This is a genomic window from Neorhizobium tunisiense (genome assembly GCF_039631515.1).
Lineage (GTDB): Bacteria > Pseudomonadota > Alphaproteobacteria > Rhizobiales > Rhizobiaceae > Neorhizobium.
This window is the reverse complement of the sequence record NZ_JBDIUU010000002.1, coordinates 243,946-260,223: the sequence shown is the minus strand read 5'-3', so window position 1 is coordinate 260,223 and position 16,278 is coordinate 243,946. Positions and strand designations below refer to the sequence as shown.

16 protein-coding genes are annotated in these 16,278 nt (G+C 60.8%); 4 read left to right on the top strand and 12 right to left on the bottom strand.

Annotated elements, in window-relative coordinates; all coding sequences use genetic code 11:
* Positions 1-13: 13 nt before the first annotated feature.
* The 9 genes from ABCW43_RS10325 to ABCW43_RS10285 all read right to left on the bottom strand — a co-directional run bounded on the left by ABCW43_RS10325 (position 14) and on the right by ABCW43_RS10285 (position 9,449).
* A complete protein-coding gene (locus ABCW43_RS10325) occupies positions 14-1,018 on the bottom strand; it encodes an ABC transporter ATP-binding protein (RefSeq protein WP_345923866.1) in 1,005 nt (334 codons plus the stop codon).
* An 11-nt stretch (positions 1,019-1,029) separates the two neighbouring features.
* A complete protein-coding gene (locus ABCW43_RS10320) occupies positions 1,030-1,854 on the bottom strand; it encodes a carbohydrate ABC transporter permease (protein ID WP_046629001.1) in 825 nt (274 codons plus the stop codon).
* A 9-nt stretch (positions 1,855-1,863) separates the two neighbouring features.
* The gene (locus ABCW43_RS10315; protein WP_345923863.1) at positions 1,864-2,736 is read right to left on the bottom strand and encodes a carbohydrate ABC transporter permease; all 873 of its coding nucleotides are present in this window, start codon (positions 2,734-2,736) and stop codon (positions 1,864-1,866) included.
* Between the two features lie 218 nt (positions 2,737-2,954).
* The gene (locus tag ABCW43_RS10310; RefSeq protein WP_345923861.1) at positions 2,955-4,280 is read right to left on the bottom strand and encodes an ABC transporter substrate-binding protein; all 1,326 of its coding nucleotides are present in this window, start codon (positions 4,278-4,280) and stop codon (positions 2,955-2,957) included.
* Between the two features lie 146 nt (positions 4,281-4,426).
* Positions 4,427-5,380 (bottom strand): sugar-binding transcriptional regulator, encoded by a 954-nt coding sequence (locus tag ABCW43_RS10305; RefSeq protein WP_345923859.1) that lies wholly within the window; start codon positions 5,378-5,380, stop codon positions 4,427-4,429.
* A gap of 127 nt (positions 5,381-5,507) precedes the next feature.
* Complete coding sequence (locus ABCW43_RS10300; protein WP_345923857.1) at positions 5,508-6,077, bottom strand: Fic/DOC family protein; 570 nt, start codon at positions 6,075-6,077, stop codon at positions 5,508-5,510.
* 11 nt (positions 6,078-6,088) lie between these two features.
* A complete protein-coding gene (locus ABCW43_RS10295; RefSeq protein WP_046628993.1) occupies positions 6,089-6,307 on the bottom strand; it encodes a hypothetical protein in 219 nt (72 codons plus the stop codon).
* Positions 6,308-6,421: 114 nt separating this feature from the next.
* Positions 6,422-8,269 carry an ABC transporter ATP-binding protein gene (locus ABCW43_RS10290; RefSeq protein WP_345923853.1) on the bottom strand — a complete coding sequence of 616 codons (1,848 nt, stop codon included), beginning with the start codon at positions 8,267-8,269 and terminating at the stop codon, positions 6,422-6,424.
* Between the two features lie 16 nt (positions 8,270-8,285).
* Complete coding sequence (locus tag ABCW43_RS10285; protein ID WP_345923852.1) at positions 8,286-9,449, bottom strand: M20 aminoacylase family protein; 1,164 nt, start codon at positions 9,447-9,449, stop codon at positions 8,286-8,288.
* 325 nt (positions 9,450-9,774) lie between these two features.
* On the opposite strand from ABCW43_RS10285, the gene ABCW43_RS10280 reads away from it, so the two are divergent.
* From ABCW43_RS10280 to ABCW43_RS10265, 4 genes are all read left to right on the top strand, one after another.
* Positions 9,775-11,484 carry a peptide ABC transporter substrate-binding protein gene (locus ABCW43_RS10280; protein ID WP_345923850.1) on the top strand — a complete coding sequence of 570 codons (1,710 nt, stop codon included), beginning with the start codon at positions 9,775-9,777 and terminating at the stop codon, positions 11,482-11,484.
* Positions 11,485-11,561: 77 nt separating this feature from the next.
* Positions 11,562-12,572 carry an ABC transporter permease gene (locus ABCW43_RS10275; protein WP_210008300.1) on the top strand — a complete coding sequence of 337 codons (1,011 nt, stop codon included), beginning with the start codon at positions 11,562-11,564 and terminating at the stop codon, positions 12,570-12,572.
* A complete protein-coding gene (locus tag ABCW43_RS10270) occupies positions 12,565-13,491 on the top strand; it encodes an ABC transporter permease (protein ID WP_210008299.1) in 927 nt (308 codons plus the stop codon). Before ABCW43_RS10275 ends, ABCW43_RS10270 begins: the two co-directional genes overlap by 8 nt.
* 128 nt (positions 13,492-13,619) lie before the next feature.
* Complete coding sequence (locus ABCW43_RS10265) at positions 13,620-13,817, top strand: CsbD family protein (protein ID WP_345923844.1); 198 nt, start codon at positions 13,620-13,622, stop codon at positions 13,815-13,817.
* Positions 13,818-14,094: 277 nt separating this feature from the next.
* Here the strand turns inward: ABCW43_RS10265 and ABCW43_RS10260 are convergent, their stop codons facing one another.
* The 3 genes from ABCW43_RS10260 to ABCW43_RS10250 form a co-directional block, all read right to left on the bottom strand.
* A complete protein-coding gene (locus ABCW43_RS10260; protein WP_345923842.1) occupies positions 14,095-15,036 on the bottom strand; it encodes a sensor histidine kinase in 942 nt (313 codons plus the stop codon).
* A gap of 163 nt (positions 15,037-15,199) precedes the next feature.
* A complete protein-coding gene (locus ABCW43_RS10255) occupies positions 15,200-15,364 on the bottom strand; it encodes a DUF1328 domain-containing protein (protein ID WP_345923840.1) in 165 nt (54 codons plus the stop codon).
* A gap of 81 nt (positions 15,365-15,445) precedes the next feature.
* Positions 15,446-16,240: a response regulator gene (locus ABCW43_RS10250; protein WP_345923838.1), complete on the bottom strand. Its 795-nt coding sequence runs from the start codon at positions 16,238-16,240 to the stop codon at positions 15,446-15,448.
* Between the last annotated feature and the right edge of the window lie 38 nt (positions 16,241-16,278).

Below are 16,278 nucleotides of genomic sequence, written 5' to 3'. Positions count from 1 at the left end.
TCCAGTCTCGCGCTCAGGCGCGAAGGGCGATGCCCTTGTCGTCGAACCGATGCAGCTTGGCTTCGTCGGGCGTGAGGTAAACCCGATCGCCGTATTGGGCGCCGAACTCGCCGCCGGCACGGGCGGTGATCTGCCCGATGCCATCGACATCGAGATGCAGGAACGTGTCGGCGCCGAGATGTTCGGCAACCTTCACCGTGCCGGTCCACAAGCCGCTGTCCTTTGAAAGAATGAGATGCTCCGGCCTGATACCGGCGGTCTTGGCGCTCTTGGATTGCGCATAGGCGCCATCGACGAAGTTCATATGCGGCGAACCGATGAAGCCGGCGACGAACAGGTTACGAGGGCTTTTGTAGAGTTCGAGCGGCGAACCGACCTGCTCGATATTGCCGCGATTGAGCACGACGATCTTGTCGGCCATGGTCATCGCCTCGACCTGGTCGTGGGTGACGTAGACCATTGTCGTCTTGAGCTGGTGATGCAGGTCGCTGATCTCCAGACGCATCGTGCCGCGCAATGCGGCGTCCAGATTGGAGAGCGGCTCGTCGAACAGAAAGGCCGAGGGTTCGCGCACGATCGCGCGGCCGATCGCGACACGTTGGCGCTGGCCGCCGGAAAGCTGCGAGGGACGGCGTTCCAGATAATCGGTGAGGTTCAGCACGCGGGCGGCGTCCGTCACCTTCTTGTCGATCGCGGACTTCTCCATCTTTGCCATTTTCAAGGGAAAGGCGATGTTGTTGCGCACGCTCATATGCGGATAGAGCGCATAGGACTGGAACACCATGGCAAGACCGCGTTCGGCGGGGGCAGCCTGGGTGACGTCCTTGCCGTCGATCAGGATCTGGCCGCCGGACACGTCTTCGAGCCCGGCTATCAGCCGCAGAAGCGTGGACTTGCCGCAGCCGGACGGGCCGACGAAAACGACGAACTCGCCGTCATTGATTTCAAGGTCGATCGAAGGAATGACCTTCGCTTCGCCGAACACTTTCGACACTTTTTGGAGCGTGATGCTGCCCATGTCCGTTTTCCTTACTTAACCGCGCCAAACGTGAGGCCGCGAACGAGTTGTTTCTGTGAGAACCAGCCGAGGATGAGGATCGGCGCGATCGCCATGGTCGAGGCGGCCGAGAGTTTTGCCCAGAACAGGCCTTGCGGACTGGAGAACGAGGCGATGAAGGCCGTCAGCGGCGCCGCATTGGTGGTCGACAGCCGGATCGTCCAGAACGACTCGTTCCAGGCAAGGATGATGTTGAGAAGCAGCGTCGAGGCGATGCCCGGCACCGCCATCGGCGTCAGCACGTAGACGATCTCCTGCCAGAGCCCGGCCCCGTCCATCCGCGCCGCCTCCAGGATTTCGCCCGGAATTTCGCGGAAATAGGTATAGAGCATCCACACCACGATCGGCAGGTTGATCAGCGTCAGCATGACCGTCAAACCGATGCGGCTGTCGAGCAGGCCGAAATCGCGGAACAGCAGGTAGATCGGCACCAGAACCGCGACCGCCGGCATCATCTTGGTCGACAGCATCCACATCAGGATGTCCTTGGTGCGCTTGGTCGGCGAGAAAGCCATCGCCCAGGCGGACGGGATCGCGATGATCAGCGCCAGGATGGTGGAGCCGACCGACAAGATCACCGAATTCATGAACGGCTTCAGGTAGTCGCGCTGGGTCTGGACCGTGATGTAGTTCTCGAACGTGCCGGATGGCCACAGGCTGAAGCCCGCGATCGCCTCCGGCTCCGTCTTGATGCTGGTGATGATCGTGTAGAGGATCGGGAAGAAGATGATCAGAGCGACGATCCAGGCGGCGACCGTGGCGGTGATCTTGTGTCTTGTCGTAACGTTGCGTGCCATGATCTTCTCCTACCGGTCCAGGTTCTTGCCGACGGCGCGCATCAGGAAGAAGGCGACGATATTGGCGAGCACGACTGCAATGATGCCGCCTGCCGAGGCCCCGCCGACATCGTAGCCGAGGAGCGCCGTGCGGTAGATCAGGAAGGCGAGGTTGGTCGAGGCGTAACCAGGCCCGCCATTGGTGGTGACCAGGATTTCCGCATAGACGCCGAGCAGGAAGATCGTCTGGATGAGGATGACGACCGTGATCGACCGGGCTAGATGGGGCACCACCAGGTAGATGAAGCGGTTGAGGAAGTTGGCGCCGTCCATCTCCGCCGCCTCCTTCTGTTCGCCGTCGAGCGACTGCAGCGCGGTGAGCAGAATGAGCGTGGCGAACGGCAGCCATTGCCAGGCGACGATGACAACGATCGAAAACAGCGGATATTGCGCGAACCAATCGACCGGCCGCAGCCCGAAGAAACGGCTGATATCCGCAAACACCCCGTAGCTCGGGTTCATGATCATGTTCTTCCACACGAGCGCCGCAACCGGCGGCATCACGAAGAATGGCGAGATGATCAGGATGCGGACGATGCCCTGCCCGAAGATGGGCTGGTCGAGAAGCAGCGCGATCGCGATGCCACCGATGACGGTGATCAACAGCACCCCGCCGACGATGACCAGCGTGTTCCAGATCGACTGGAAGAAGGCCGGGTCGGTATAGAAGAACTGGTAGTTGAACAGACCCGTGAAGCTGACATTGGACGGATCGAGCAGATTGTAGTTCTGGAACGAGAACCACAGCGTCATCGCCAGCGGCACGATCATCCAGACGAGAAGAAGCAGAACGGAGGGCGCCATCATCAGGCGCGCCAACGTCTTGGTGTTTTGCGTTGCCATATCAGACGCCCTCCCGTGGAACGTGGTCGTTCCAGTTATCCCGCGCCTTTTTCTTTTGGGGAAGGAGACCGACGCAGGATGCAGGTTTTTGTTGTTATCTGGTTGTTGCAGGATCGCCCTGCCTGATCGCCGGCCCGCCTCAAACCCTCAAGGCGGATGATCTCGGCCAAGATCCGACTGTCCGGCGCAGGATTGCCGGACAGCCGTGGCTCTGGAGCTTACTTCGGATAACCGGCGCGCTTCATTTCGCGCGTCGTAGCCGTCTGGGCCTGGGCAAGCGCATCGGCGACCGTGGACTGGCCGGCGACGACTGCCGAGAACAGCTGGCCGACATTCGTGCCGATCGCCTGGAATTCAGGGATCGCGACGAACTGGCCGCCGGTATAAGGCACCGGCTTGACGGTCGGCTTTGTGATGTCGGCAGCGTTCATCGCAGCAAGGGTCGGCGCTGCGAAGGCGGCGGCCTTCTTGTATTCCTCGTTGTTGTAAAGCGAGGTGCGGGTGCCCGGAGGAACGTTGGCCCAGCCTTCCTTGGAAGCGACGAGCTGGGTGTATTCCTTGCTGGTTGCCCAGGAGATGAACTTCTGCGCCGAGTCAGCCTTCTTCGAAGAGTTCGGGACCGCGAGGTTCCACGACCACAGCCAGTTGCCATGGTTCTTCAACTCGCCCTTGGTCGGGAAGAGCGCGTAACCTACCTTGTCGGCAACCTTGGAGTCCTTCGGGTTGGAAACGAAGGAGGCAGCCACGGTGGCGTCCATCCACATGCCGCACTTGCCCTGCTGGAACAGGGTCAGGTTTTCGTTGAAGCCGTTCGAGGAAGCGCCGGCCGGGCCGGCATCCTTCATCAGGTCCACGTAGAACTGCAGCGCAGCCTTCCATTCCGGCTGGTCGAATTGCGGGGTCCACTTTTCGTCGAACCAGCGGCCGCCAAACGAGTTGGTGAGCGCCGTGATGAACGCCATGTTCTCGCCCCAGCCGGCCTTGCCGCGCAGGCAGATGCCGTTGACGTCAGTCTTGCGGTCGGTGATCTTGCGGGCCGCATCGCCGATGAATTCCCAGGTCGGGTTTTCCGGCATCTTCAGGCCTGCCTTCTCGAACAGGTCCTTGCGATACATGATCATCGCTGACTCGCCGTAGAACGGCGCGGCATAGAGCTTGCCGTTGACGGTCAGACCGCCCTTGATCGCCGGCAGGATGTCGTTGGTGTCGTACTTGTCGCCGAGCTTGTTCAACTCGAGCAGCCAGCCCTGTTTGGCCCAGATCGGAACTTCGTAATTGCCGATCGTCAGGATGTCGTACTGGCCGCCCTTGGTGGCGATGTCGGTGGTGACACGCTCGCGCAGCACGTTTTCTTCGAGCGTGACCCAGTTGATCTGGATATCCGGGTTCGCCTTGGTGAACTCGGAAGTCAGGCCCTGCATGCGGACCATGTCGCCGTTGTTGACCGTCGCGATGGTGAGGGTTTCAGCCGAGGCCGCGGTAGAGAAAAGGCCGCCAAGCGCCAGCGCCGAGCAGGCGCCCAGCAAAATCGTCTTCAATGTCATATCTTCCTCCCAGAAGATGAGTAACGAGCATTCGCTTTGCTCATGGGCAATTACCCACTTATTGCCGCAAAAAGTCAATCGCCATTCGTCGCTGCATTGCAGCGCAGATAGGTCATGCCGTTGATTTGGCTAGGGATAATTTTTGCTCAGCGTGAGAGCAATTGCTCTGCAGTCGCCTCATCGGTGATCACACCGTTTATGATATTGCCCTTGAGCGCGGCGGAAATCGCCTGGAGTTTCTTCCGCCCCTGAGCGATTCCGATGACCGCGGAGGTCTCCCGCGAAGGGATCGGCACGCTGGCGACGCGGTCGTTGATGGAATTGGCGAGAAGCCGGCCCTCGCTGTCATAGACCCAGCCGCAGATCTCGCCGACCGCACCTCCCTGGACGAGCTTCAGCATCTCCTCTTTGCCGAGGAAGCCGTCGACGCAGAGCGGCCCGTCGGGCCCAAGTTCGCCGATGCCGACGAAGGTGACATCGGCCTGCGCCCCGAGCTTGAGCGTCGAGCGCACCAGCGCCTGGTCGTGCAGGGTCTCGCGCTCCTCGGCCGAGGAACAGAGGACCGGCAGCGGCATCGGGAAATGCCGCGCCTTGATCGCGTCCGCCATCGAGAAGATGACGTTGTAGAAGGCAGCCGACCCGTCCGGCCCGATATTGCCGGTGAGCGACACGATCCGGTGCTGCGGACACTCCATCGGCGGCAGCTGGTCGACTGCGGCTTTCAGGGTGCGGCCCGTGCCGACCGCAATCACGATCGGGTCCGGGCGCTTCAGCCAGCGCTCGATCTCGGCGGCTCCCGCCTCGGCGATCCCGACGGTGCTGGAAACCCCTGCCGGGTCGCTGGGCACCACTTCCACATGCTTGAGATCGTATTTCTTGCGCAGGCCCTCGGCGAGTTCCAGGCAGGCGGCGATCGGATGGTCGAGGCGCACCTTGATCAGCCGTTCGGCAACCGCCAGCGACACCAGCCGCTGCGCCGACTGCCTGGAGATGCTCATGGCCGCGGCGATCTCGTCCTGGGTGCGCCCGGCGACGTAGTAGAGCCAACCGGCCCGCGCCGCATCATCGAGCCGCCCTTGCGTATCAGACCGTTTTGCCATGGCAGAAATTCTCCTCCGCCTGTTGCTGCCATGGTTTCGGATAGTCTGTCAAACGGTTGGAAGAACGGTGGCGGGGCGATGCGACTTTATGATATGCCTGAGAGGAAACCTCGTGATGACCACTCCCTCACGTCATGCGCAACGCATCGTCTATCACCTGCCCCATGCGATCGTATCGAGCACGGTGAGCCTCTTTCGACGCCTCCAGCCAACCAGCCGCGTCGACCTTCGTCAAGTCGAGCGAATGGCCTGCCCGCTCCGAAAGCTGTTTCAAATATTGCAGCTGGGTGCGGCCATTCCCTTCGCGAAAAGGATGGACATAGTTCACGTCGCCGATGATCCGGGCCGCTTCTGTCGCAAATACCGATCGCTCCAGACCTCGCAGAAAATCGGATTTCACGATGCGGCGGTGAACATCTGCCATTCCGGTTTCGATATATTGCCGAAACTGGAATTGGCTCTCGCCTTTGGAAATCTCGACGGTCCGCACCTGCCCCGCCCATTCGTAAATATCCTGGAAGAGATGGCGATGAATCGTCTTCAGATGCTTGAGATCGAAATCGCCTCGCGGAATGCCTTGCCGGACACGAATGGTCGAAAACCGACGCTCCGCAAAATCCAGCCCAACGGGGTCTCTGATATCCAGCTTGTTTCGTAAGATTTTCGTACCTGGATAGACGTACGGATCGTCGCTCATCGAGGCATTGGCTATCGTCTGGCGACAGCGGAAACAATCGACTCTTTCTTTTGCTGCATTCGCTTTTTCAGGTCTTCGCGAACATAAGCCAACTGCTCTTCGGTCGAAAATCCTTCTCGGTCGAACATTTCGAACATAGCGATGTCGTCCGCATCGAGGGGATTGCCCTCGATCATCTGGAGATGCGCGGCTTCAAGAGTGCGCTGCCGGATCGTGTCCTTATCGCTCATGCGAGAAAGTATCCTCATATCAAGACGGCCAATCGCCCGGATTTCTGGCACCACAAAGATACCAGAAATCCGGGCGACCGGCAAATTCAGCAATCACTGGCGGCGCGGAAAAACCTACGCCACCTGCACCACGTGCCCCGCACTCACCTCGCGGTATTCCCGCTTCGGCGGCACGTAGTTGACCGGACGGATCGGGCTCTTGATCTCGTCGGTGGACATGTTGCGCTTGATCCGCCGGCGGGACGGATCGGGCACCGGCACCGCCGACATCAGCTTCCTCGTATAGGGATGCTGCGGGTTCTCGAACACCGCCGCGCGCGGGCCGATCTCGACGATTTCACCGAGATACATGACGGCTACCCGATGGCTGACCCTTTCGACCACCGCCATGTCATGGCTGATGAACAGGAAAGCGAGGTTGAGGCTCTGCTGCAGGTCGAGGAGCAGGTTGCAGACCTGCGCCTTAATCGACACGTCGAGTGCCGAGACCGCTTCGTCGGCGACGATGATCTTCGGGTCGAGCATCAGGGCGCGGGCGATCGCGATGCGCTGGCGTTGGCCGCCGGAAAACTCGTGCGGGAAGCGTTTCATCATGTCGGCGGAAAGGCCCACCTTCTCCAACAGGCCGGCGGCCTTGTCGCGGGCCTGTTGTTTGGTGCCGAGGCCGTGCTCGATATAAGGCTCCATGACCGCCGAGCCGATGCTCATGCGCGGGTTGAGCGAGGCAAACGGATCCTGGAAGACCATCTGGATCGACCGGCGCATCTGGCGCAGCGTCGACTGGTCGAGTTTCATCACCTCATAGCCGTCGAGGGTGACCTCACCGCTGGTCGGCGTGATCAGGCGGGTGACCGACCGGCCGGTGGTCGACTTGCCGCAGCCCGATTCGCCGACGAGCGATAGCGTCTCGCCCGGGAACAGGTTGAAGGAGACCTTTTCGACCGCATGGACCGCGCCGGACTTGCGGCCGAACAGGCCGGAATGGATATCGAAGCGGGTCGTCAGGTCCTTGACGTCCAATATCGGCGTCTTGCCCTTGCCGACCGTGTCGGTCACGTCGGCGAGCGGCTGCTGTTCGCCGGTCTTGATATCGACGATCGGGAAGCGCAGCGGAAGCTTGCGCTCGCCCATCGAACCGAGCCGCGGCACGGCGGAGAGAAGCGCGCGGGTATAGGGATGCTGGCCGCGGTGGAAAATGTCGCTGGTCTCGCCCGTCTCGACCGCATCGCCGCGATACATGACGATCGTGCGGTCGGCGACCTCGGCCACCACGCCCATGTCGTGGGTGATGAACAGGACCGACATGCCCTCCTCTTCCTGCAGCACCTTGATGAGATCGAGGATCTGGCCCTGGATCGTCACGTCAAGCGCCGTGGTCGGTTCGTCGGCGATCAGCAGCTTCGGCCTGGCGGCAAGCGCCATGGCGATCATCACGCGCTGGCGCATGCCGCCGGAGAACTGGTGCGGATATTCGTCGAAACGCGACGAGGCGTTCGGGATGCGCACCTTTTCGAGCAGGCGAATGACTTCGGCCTTCGCATCGGCATTGCTGATGTCGGTATGGACGGTCAGCGCCTCTGCGATCTGCTTGCCGATCGGGAAGATCGGGTTGAGCGAGGTCATCGGTTCCTGGAAGATCATCGAGATGTCTTTGCCGCGCACGCGGCGCATCTGCTCTTCCTCAAGCGACAGCAGTTCGCGGCCGTTGAGGAAGACCTGGCCTTCGATCCTGCTCGAATTCTTCGGCAGCAGCCGCATGATCGACAGCGAGGTGACGCTCTTGCCCGAGCCCGATTCGCCGACGATCGCCACCGTCTCGCGCGGTGCCACGTCGAAGGAGATGTTGCGCACCACCGTGCGCCATTCGTCGTTCACCCGGAACGAGGTGGACAGATTGCGGACAGACAGGACCGGGGTCACCGAACCGCCGCCCTGCTCCATGGAAGTGCCGGAAAGCAGCATGGAAATCTCCTTCGGATCAGGCGGCGAGCGCGGTTTCGGCGAGCGTGACCCAATAGCTGACGCCAAAGGGTATTGCCTCGTCGTTGAAATCGTAGGCGGCGTTGTGGAGGCTGGCGGTATCGCCATTGCCGATGAAGATGAAGGCGCCGGGGCGCTTCTCTAGCATGTACGAAAAATCTTCGGCACCCATATGCGGCGCCATACCTGTCTGCACGGCCTTGGGTCCGACAACCTTGGCCGCGACCTCAACGGCAAAATCCGTCTCGATGTCGTGGTTGAAGGTGACCGGATAACCGCGGCGATACATGATGTCGGCCGTCGCGCCATGGGCGATCGCGGTCGACTGCGCCACTTCGCTCAGGCGCTTCTCGGCAAAATCGCGGGTTTCCGGCAGCAGCGTGCGCACCGTTCCGGTCATCTTCACATAGGCCGGGATAACGTTGCTCGCCTCGCCGCCATGAATCGAGGCGACGGTGACGACGAGTGATTTCAGGGGGTCGGTCTCGCGGGAGACGATCGACTGCAGCGCCAGCACGATATGCGAGGAGATGAGGATCGGGTCGATGGAATTGTGCGGCTGCGCGGCATGGCTGCCGCGGCCGTGGATGGTGATCTCGAATGTGTCGGCGGCCGCCATGATGCCGCCCTTGCGGGTGGAGAAACTGCCGACTGGAAGCCGTGGCTCGTTATGCATGCCGTAGACTTGGCGGATGTCGAACTTCTCCATCATGCCGTCGTTGATCATCGCCAGCGCGCCGGCGCCGCCCTCTTCCGCCGGCTGAAAGATCACCGCGACCGAACCCTTGAAATTGCGGGTCTCGGCAAGGTATTGGGCCGCGCCGAGCAGCATGGCGGTGTGGCCGTCATGGCCGCAGGAATGCGCCTTGCCGGGCGTCTTGGAAGCCCAGGGCTTGCCGGAGGTCTCGAGGATCGGCAGCGCGTCCATGTCGGCGCGGAAACCGATCACCGGCCCACCGCCCTGGCTGCCCTTGATGATGCCGACGACGCCAGTCCTGCCGATGCCGGTCTCGACGACGTCGCAGCCGAAGGCGCGGAGCTTCTCGGCCACGAACTTCGAGGTCTCGTGAACGTCGTAGAGCAGCTCCGGATTCTCGTGAAGATGGCGCCTCCATTCGGCGACCTGATCCTGCATTTCCGCGACGCGATTGATGACTGGCATTACGCAGACCTCATTGTTTTTTTGCTGTTTCCCACTCTGGTCGGAGCGGATATTGCGACGCGAAGACACGATTTTGCAAGCTTCAATTTTCCGGCTTGAACGGAAAATAGGCCTATGCTTAGATGGCTCAAAATTTGATCATGCTCGCCAAAAGCGGCAGGATGTAACTTGTTCTTAAGGTAGTTTCGGAGGAGGAACGGACAAGAAATACGCTGCGAAGTCAATAAGTTGAGGAAGGCGACTTCGCAGTCCCGAGGCATAAAAAGCCGGCTTGACCGGCATGCCCAACCACAACTCATAAGAGAACGATAAGGGGAATAGCAGCATGAAAAACCTCAAACTTCTTCTGGCAGGCACCGTAGCCGCCTTGGCCTTCGCAGGCTCGGCCGCCTATGCGGCCCGCGGCACAGACGGGGATCTGAAGATCCTGTTCTGGCAGGCCGTTTCGACGATGAACCCCTACCTCTCCGGCGGCACCAAGGAAGTCTACGCGTCCTCGATGGTCATCGAGCCGCTCGCCCGCTACGACGAGAAGGGCGCACTTGTGCCGACCCTGGTCACCGAGATTCCGACCGTCGAGAACGGCGGCGTCGCCAAGGACCTGATGAGCATGACCTGGAAGATCAAGCCAGGCGTCAAGTGGTCGGACGGCACGCCTTTTACGGCTGACGACGTCATCTTCACCTGGAAATACTGCATCGCGCCGGACGGCGGTTGCGCCCAGGCCGCCCAGTACGAGGGCGTCAAGAGCGTCGAGGCTCCCGATCCGCAGACGGTCAAGATCACCTTCACCGAACCGAAGCCTTATCCCTACAGCGCCTTCGTCGGCGCGCAGTCGCCGGTCATCCAGAAGAAACAGTTCGAAAACTGCGTCGGCGCTAAGGCTCCGGGCTGCACCTCGGCCAACTTCGGCCCGATCGGCACCGGTCCTTTCGTCGTCAAGGAATTCAAGCCGAACGACGTCATCACGCTGACCGCCAACACCAACTACCGCGATGCGGCAAAGCCTGCCTTCGCGTCCGTCACCCTGAAGGGCGGTGGTGACGCCGCGTCCGCTGCGCGCGCCGTTCTCGAAACCGGCGAATACGACTATGCCTGGAACATGCAGGTGGAGCCGGAAATCCTTGCCAAGATGGTCGCAGCCGGCAAGGGCAAGCTGGAAACGGCATTCGGCACCCAGGTCGAGCGTATCAACCTCAACCACTACAATGCCGATCCGTCGCTCGGCGCCAAGCGCTCCACCAAGGAGGCAGGCCCGCATCCGTCGCTCTCCGACCCCGCCGTCCGCCGCGCGCTGTCGCTCGCCATCGACCGCAGCATCATCGTCGAAGCCGGTTACGGCGCTGCCGGCAAGGCTACCTGCAACATCGTTCCCGCCCCGGCCGCCGTCGCTTCCACCAAGAACGACAGCTGGTGCCTGAAGCAGGACATCGCGGCCGCCAACAAGCTGCTTGACGATGCCGGCTGGAAGAAGGGTGCGGATGGCATCCGCGCCAAGAACGGCGTGAAGCTCTCCTACCTCTACGCAACCTCCACCAACTCGGTTCGCCAGGCGACCCAGGAACTGGTGAAGGACATGTGGTCGCAGATCGGCGTCGGCGCAGAACTGCGCAATGCCAGCGCCTCGGTCTTCTTCGGCGGCGATCCGGCAAGCCCCGATACTTTCCAGAAGTTCTATGCCGACGTCGAAATGTACACCAACAACTTCGACGGCACCGACCCGGAAAAGTATCTTGCAGAATGGCTGTGCGACAAAGTTCCCGGCCCGGCGAACGGCTGGCAGGGTCAGAACATCCCGCGCTACTGCAACCCGGCCTATGACAAGCTGGTCGGCGAGCTTTCGAAGACCGCCGAACTCGACAAGCGCGCCGCACTTGCCAAGCAGCTCAACGACATGCTGACCGAGGAAGGCGCGCATATCCCGCTCGTCCATCGCGGTAGCGTCTCCTCGCATTCTCTCAAGCTCGCCGGCGTGAAGATGAACGCCTGGGATAGCGAGCTGTGGAACATCGCCGCATGGTCGCGCGGGAAGTGATGCCGAGCCTCGGGCCGCCCAGTGAGGCTGCCCCGACCTCCGCATTTTCTTCTCCGTGCTAGTCGGGAGACTTATTGATGTTCACCTACACCTTGCGGCGATTGCTCTTCGCAATCCCGACGCTGCTGATTATCAGCTTCGTCATTTTCGCGCTGCTTGATCTTGCACCCAACGATCCCACCGGCGACCTGCCGTTGACGATCCCGCCGGAGGTCCGCGAACAGATCCGCGCATCGCTCGGCCTCGATCAGCCGTTCTTCTTCCGCTACCTCTATTGGCTGCAGCAATTCTTCATCAACGAACCGCTCAACATCCTCGAACGCATGACCGGTTGGCAGTTCGGCGACGGGAACCGCATGCGGGTGCTGTCCTGGGCGACCAGAAGCCCGGTCGTCGACCTGATTGTCCAACGCCTGCCCCAGACGCTGTGGGTCGTCGGCCTTGCCTATCTGTTCGGGGTGCTGATCGCCGTTCCGATCGGGGTTATCTCCGCCTACAAGCAGTACTCGATCTTCGACCAGATCGGCACCTTCCTGTCGATGGTCGGTTACTCGGTACCGACCTTCTTTACCGGCGTCCTGCTTGTCGTGATCTTCTCCTCCTACCTCCAGTGGTTCCCGTCGGTCTATGACACCAATCTCGTCGTCAACGACTTCTCGAGCTTCTTTCAGCAGATCAAGCAGATGGCTCTGCCGGTGACGGTCCTGTCGCTCTTCAACGCGTCGCAGATCACCCGCTTCGTGCGGGCCTCGATGCTGGACAACCTGCATCAGGACTATGTGCGCACGGCGCGCGCCAAGGGCGTCAAGGAGAAATCGGTCCTGCTCGTCCACGTGCTGCGCAACAGCCTGATCCCGGTCGTCACCGTGATCGCGCTCGGCGTCCCGACGATCTTCTCGGGCGCCATCATCACCGAGCAGATCTTTCGCGTGAATGGCCTCGGCCAACTTCTGATCATCGCCGTCCAGGGGGCCGACATCCCGCTCGTCCAGACCTTGACCTTCATCTTCGCGGTGCTGATCGTGCTCTTCAACCTCATCGCCGACGTGCTTTACGGCATTCTTGACCCGAGGATCCGTTATGACTGATGCGACGCTCACAACCACGCCACCCGCCAAGGCGGCAACCCCCACCCGATCCGCCTTCGCCGACATTTGGCGCCAGTTCCGTGCCCATAGGGGCGGCGTCGTCGGGCTTATCGTCTTTACCTTCATAGTCCTGGCGGTTTTCGTCGGCCCGTATATCCACCGCGTGGCCCCGAACGCCATCAACATCCGCGACAAGAACCAATGGCCGTCCCTGGCTCATCCGTTCGGTACCGACAACCTGGGCAAGGACATGCTTGCCCAGGTGCTCGCCGGCGGCCGCATCTCGCTTGCGGTCGGCATCACGGCCATGCTGCTGGCGCTTTTCCTCGGAACGCTGGTCGGAGTGGTGTCCGGCTATATCCGCAGGCTCGACGGGCCGCTGATGCGCATCACCGATCTGTTCCTGGCTCTGCCGCTGCTGCCGCTGCTGCTCGTCATCCTGATGCTGTTCCGCGATACCCTGCGGGCAGCGTTCGGACCGGAAACCGGCATCTTCATCCTTATCGTCTTCGTGATCGGGATCACCAGCTGGATGCACACCGCCCGCATCGTGCGCGGCGACGTGCTGGCGGTCAAAAGCCAGGAATTCATCCTGGCGGCAAAATCGAGCGGCATGCGGGAATACCGCATCATCCTCAGGCACATCCTGCCGAACGTGCTGAGCTCGATCATGGTTTCCGCGACATTGGGGATCGCCTCGGCGATCATCACCGAATCCGCGCTGAGCTTCCTCGGCCTCGGCTTTCCCTCGGATTTCCCGACCTGGGGACGGCTGTTGTTCGACGGCGCCAACTTCCTCCAGCTGACGCCCTCGCGCGTGCTCTGGCCAGGCTTGGCGATCTCGCTGACCGTCCTCAGCGTCAACTACATGGGCGACGCGATCCGCGACGCCCTCGACCCGAGGGCACTGAAACACTGACCACGGCTGACATCCTTCAGAACGGCGGCTTCGGCCGCCGTTTTTGTTGGCGAGGGCAGGAACAGGACGGCTGGAGCGTGGTTAGGCCACTGGCGGGATCGTCCGCCAGCAATCAGGAGGAACACGCAATGAACTGGAATCAGGTCGAAGGAAATTGGGAACAGTTCAAAGGCAAGGTCCAGACCCAGTGGGGCAAGCTCACCGGCGACGATCTGGATAAGATCGCCGGCAACCGCAAGCAGCTCGCAGGCAAGATCCAGGAGCGCTACGGCAAGGCCCAGGCAGAGGCCGATCGGGAGGTCGACGACTGGCTTCGCAAGCACTAAATTTTTTTTGAACGCCCCGGAACTTATTTCCGGGGCGCTCGTTTTACCAATGTTCGAAGGCGACCCCCCGTCCCCCGCCCTACAAAGCCTTCGAACCTACTCTTCAATCCCCCTCGAAGAGACGAACTGGCTCGGCTCCGTCAATCGGAACCGGGCCAGCTCAGTTTTGGGCAGATGGCGGGGAGTGGGTGGTATCCCTGCGATCGAGGGCGAGCTTTTCGCAACCGCCTTCTGCAAGATCCTAGAAACTACTCGTCAACGAACTACCGGCTAATCTTCAATCCCCGCCGCTTTCCAGCGGGAATACCAGCCGATAGCTGATGCGATCGCTGGAAATGACGTATTGCGCCTTGCCGTTGACCGAAGCCGGCACGACACGTTCCAGGACGGTACTGCCGAAATGCGCCTTCAGGGAGTCCTCGGTATCCTCGGAACTCCGGCTGGCATCCAGCACCTCGTCCCAGATCATCTCGAGCGAGTCATGGCCGTTGAGATGCATGCGGGTGCACGTGACATTGATGACCCTGCCGCTGCGCAAAAGCGAACCGTGGCTGACCGCATTGACGATCAACTCGTGTAGCGCCAATCCGATATGCAGCGAAGCGTTTGGCGTCAGAAGAATATTGTCGCCGTGGACGCGCACCAGATGTTTGTTTTCGGGCAGGTATTTTTCCGTCTGCTGCTGCACCAGTTCGAAGAAATAAGCGCCGCGCCAGCTGGAATCGGTGATCAGGTCCTGGCTCTGCGAGAGGGAATACAGCCGCCCCCGGAACTTGTGCAGAAACAGTTCCAGCGAGCCCGAATACCGTGCCGTCTGCAGCGCGATGCTCTGGATGATGGCCAGCAGGTTCTTGGAACGGTGGCTGACTTCCCGCAGCAGCGCGCGCAGCAAACGCTCGCGATGACGCTCCTCGGAACGGTCAATGATCGTGGTGAGGAAATGCAGGCCGCCATTGGAGAATTCCACCGTCTGGACGCGGAACTCGTAGATCTGCTCGGTGCCGATGGTAATCTCGATATGGCCCTTGCGCCCTGCTTCCGTCATGGCATCCTTGAGGGTCGCGAGCTTTGCCCCGACCTCCTCGCCGAACAGGCTGACATCGGTGGGGGTCTTGACATGCTCGACAGCCCAGATTTCCGGAAGATGGGTCACGAAGAGGTAATTTCGGCCGGCGTCCTGAATCATGATGCTGGCGCCGAGATCCACCAGTGCCGGCATGAAAAATTCTCGTAACTTGTCATCACTCTGACCAGCTTGCTGCCATGTCAGGGGATGCACCAAATTCCTCACTCCGTCCGCGGGCCAGTTGGGAAAACCGGGCGCCTGCTGAACGCATAGATACCCGCATTTATGAGCATGATTATCCGCCTTTTATAGGACGTCAAACGCGCCGGAACAACCCGACCACCAGCGATATCAGCAGCAATGCGAGAAACAGGAAAAACAAGAGCTGGGCGAGACCGGTTGCCGTTCCTGCAATGCCGCTGAAGCCGAGCACACCGGTGAAGATCGCCACGAGCAGGCAGACAAGAGCATAATACAACATCGGTTTCCCTCTTCGGATGCGCCAGAACGCCCATCTGTTGTATATTGTTCCGGCCTGCCAGCCCGACCGCCGCCGATGGGATCAAGCGGCGGCCCTGACGGCTTCGTTGAAGAACAGCGCCTGGCTGATCAACGCCTTCACCATGTCCGGATTGAACGGCTTGGTGACGAGAAAGGCCGGTTCCGGCCGTTCGCCGGTCAGAAGCCGTTCCGGGAAGGCGGTGATGAAGATCACCGGCACGCTCGACGACTTCAGGATTTCGTTGACCGCGTCGATGCCCGAGCTACCGTCGGCAAGCTGGATGTCGGCGAGCACCATTTTGGGGTGCGAAGACTGGAAGAGCGACACCGCTTCCTTGTGAGTGCGGGCAATGCCCGTGACGCGATGGCCGAGATCCTGCACCATCTGCTCGATGTCGAGCGCGATCAGCGGCTCGTCCTCGATGATCATGATGTCGGTTGCCACCTGTCGCGAAATTTCGCGGGTTGCGTCGTCGAGCAGGCGGTTCACCTCGGCGGTGCTGACTTCCAGGACTTCGGCAGCTTCCTCGATGCTGAACCCTTCGACCGAGACCAGCAAGAACGCATGCCGAGACTGAGAGGGAAGCATCGAGAGATTGGCTGCCGCGCGCTGCTCCCAGGCAAACGGCGATTCGATGGGGCGAATCTCAATGTTCGTGGAACCAAAAATTGTAACAAACAGTTTATAGAGCGAGACACGGTCCTTGGACGTTTCGGGGAATATCGAAACGTCTGCGATCAAAGCTTCCAGGACCGCGGCAACATAAGCGTCTCCCGAAGTCTGTGATCCGGTGACGGCGCGAGCATACCGACGCAGATATGGAAGGTGAGACGCAACGCGTGTGGTGAGTGACATACAAAATCTCCCTCGATGCCCAGCGGGCAATTGACCTG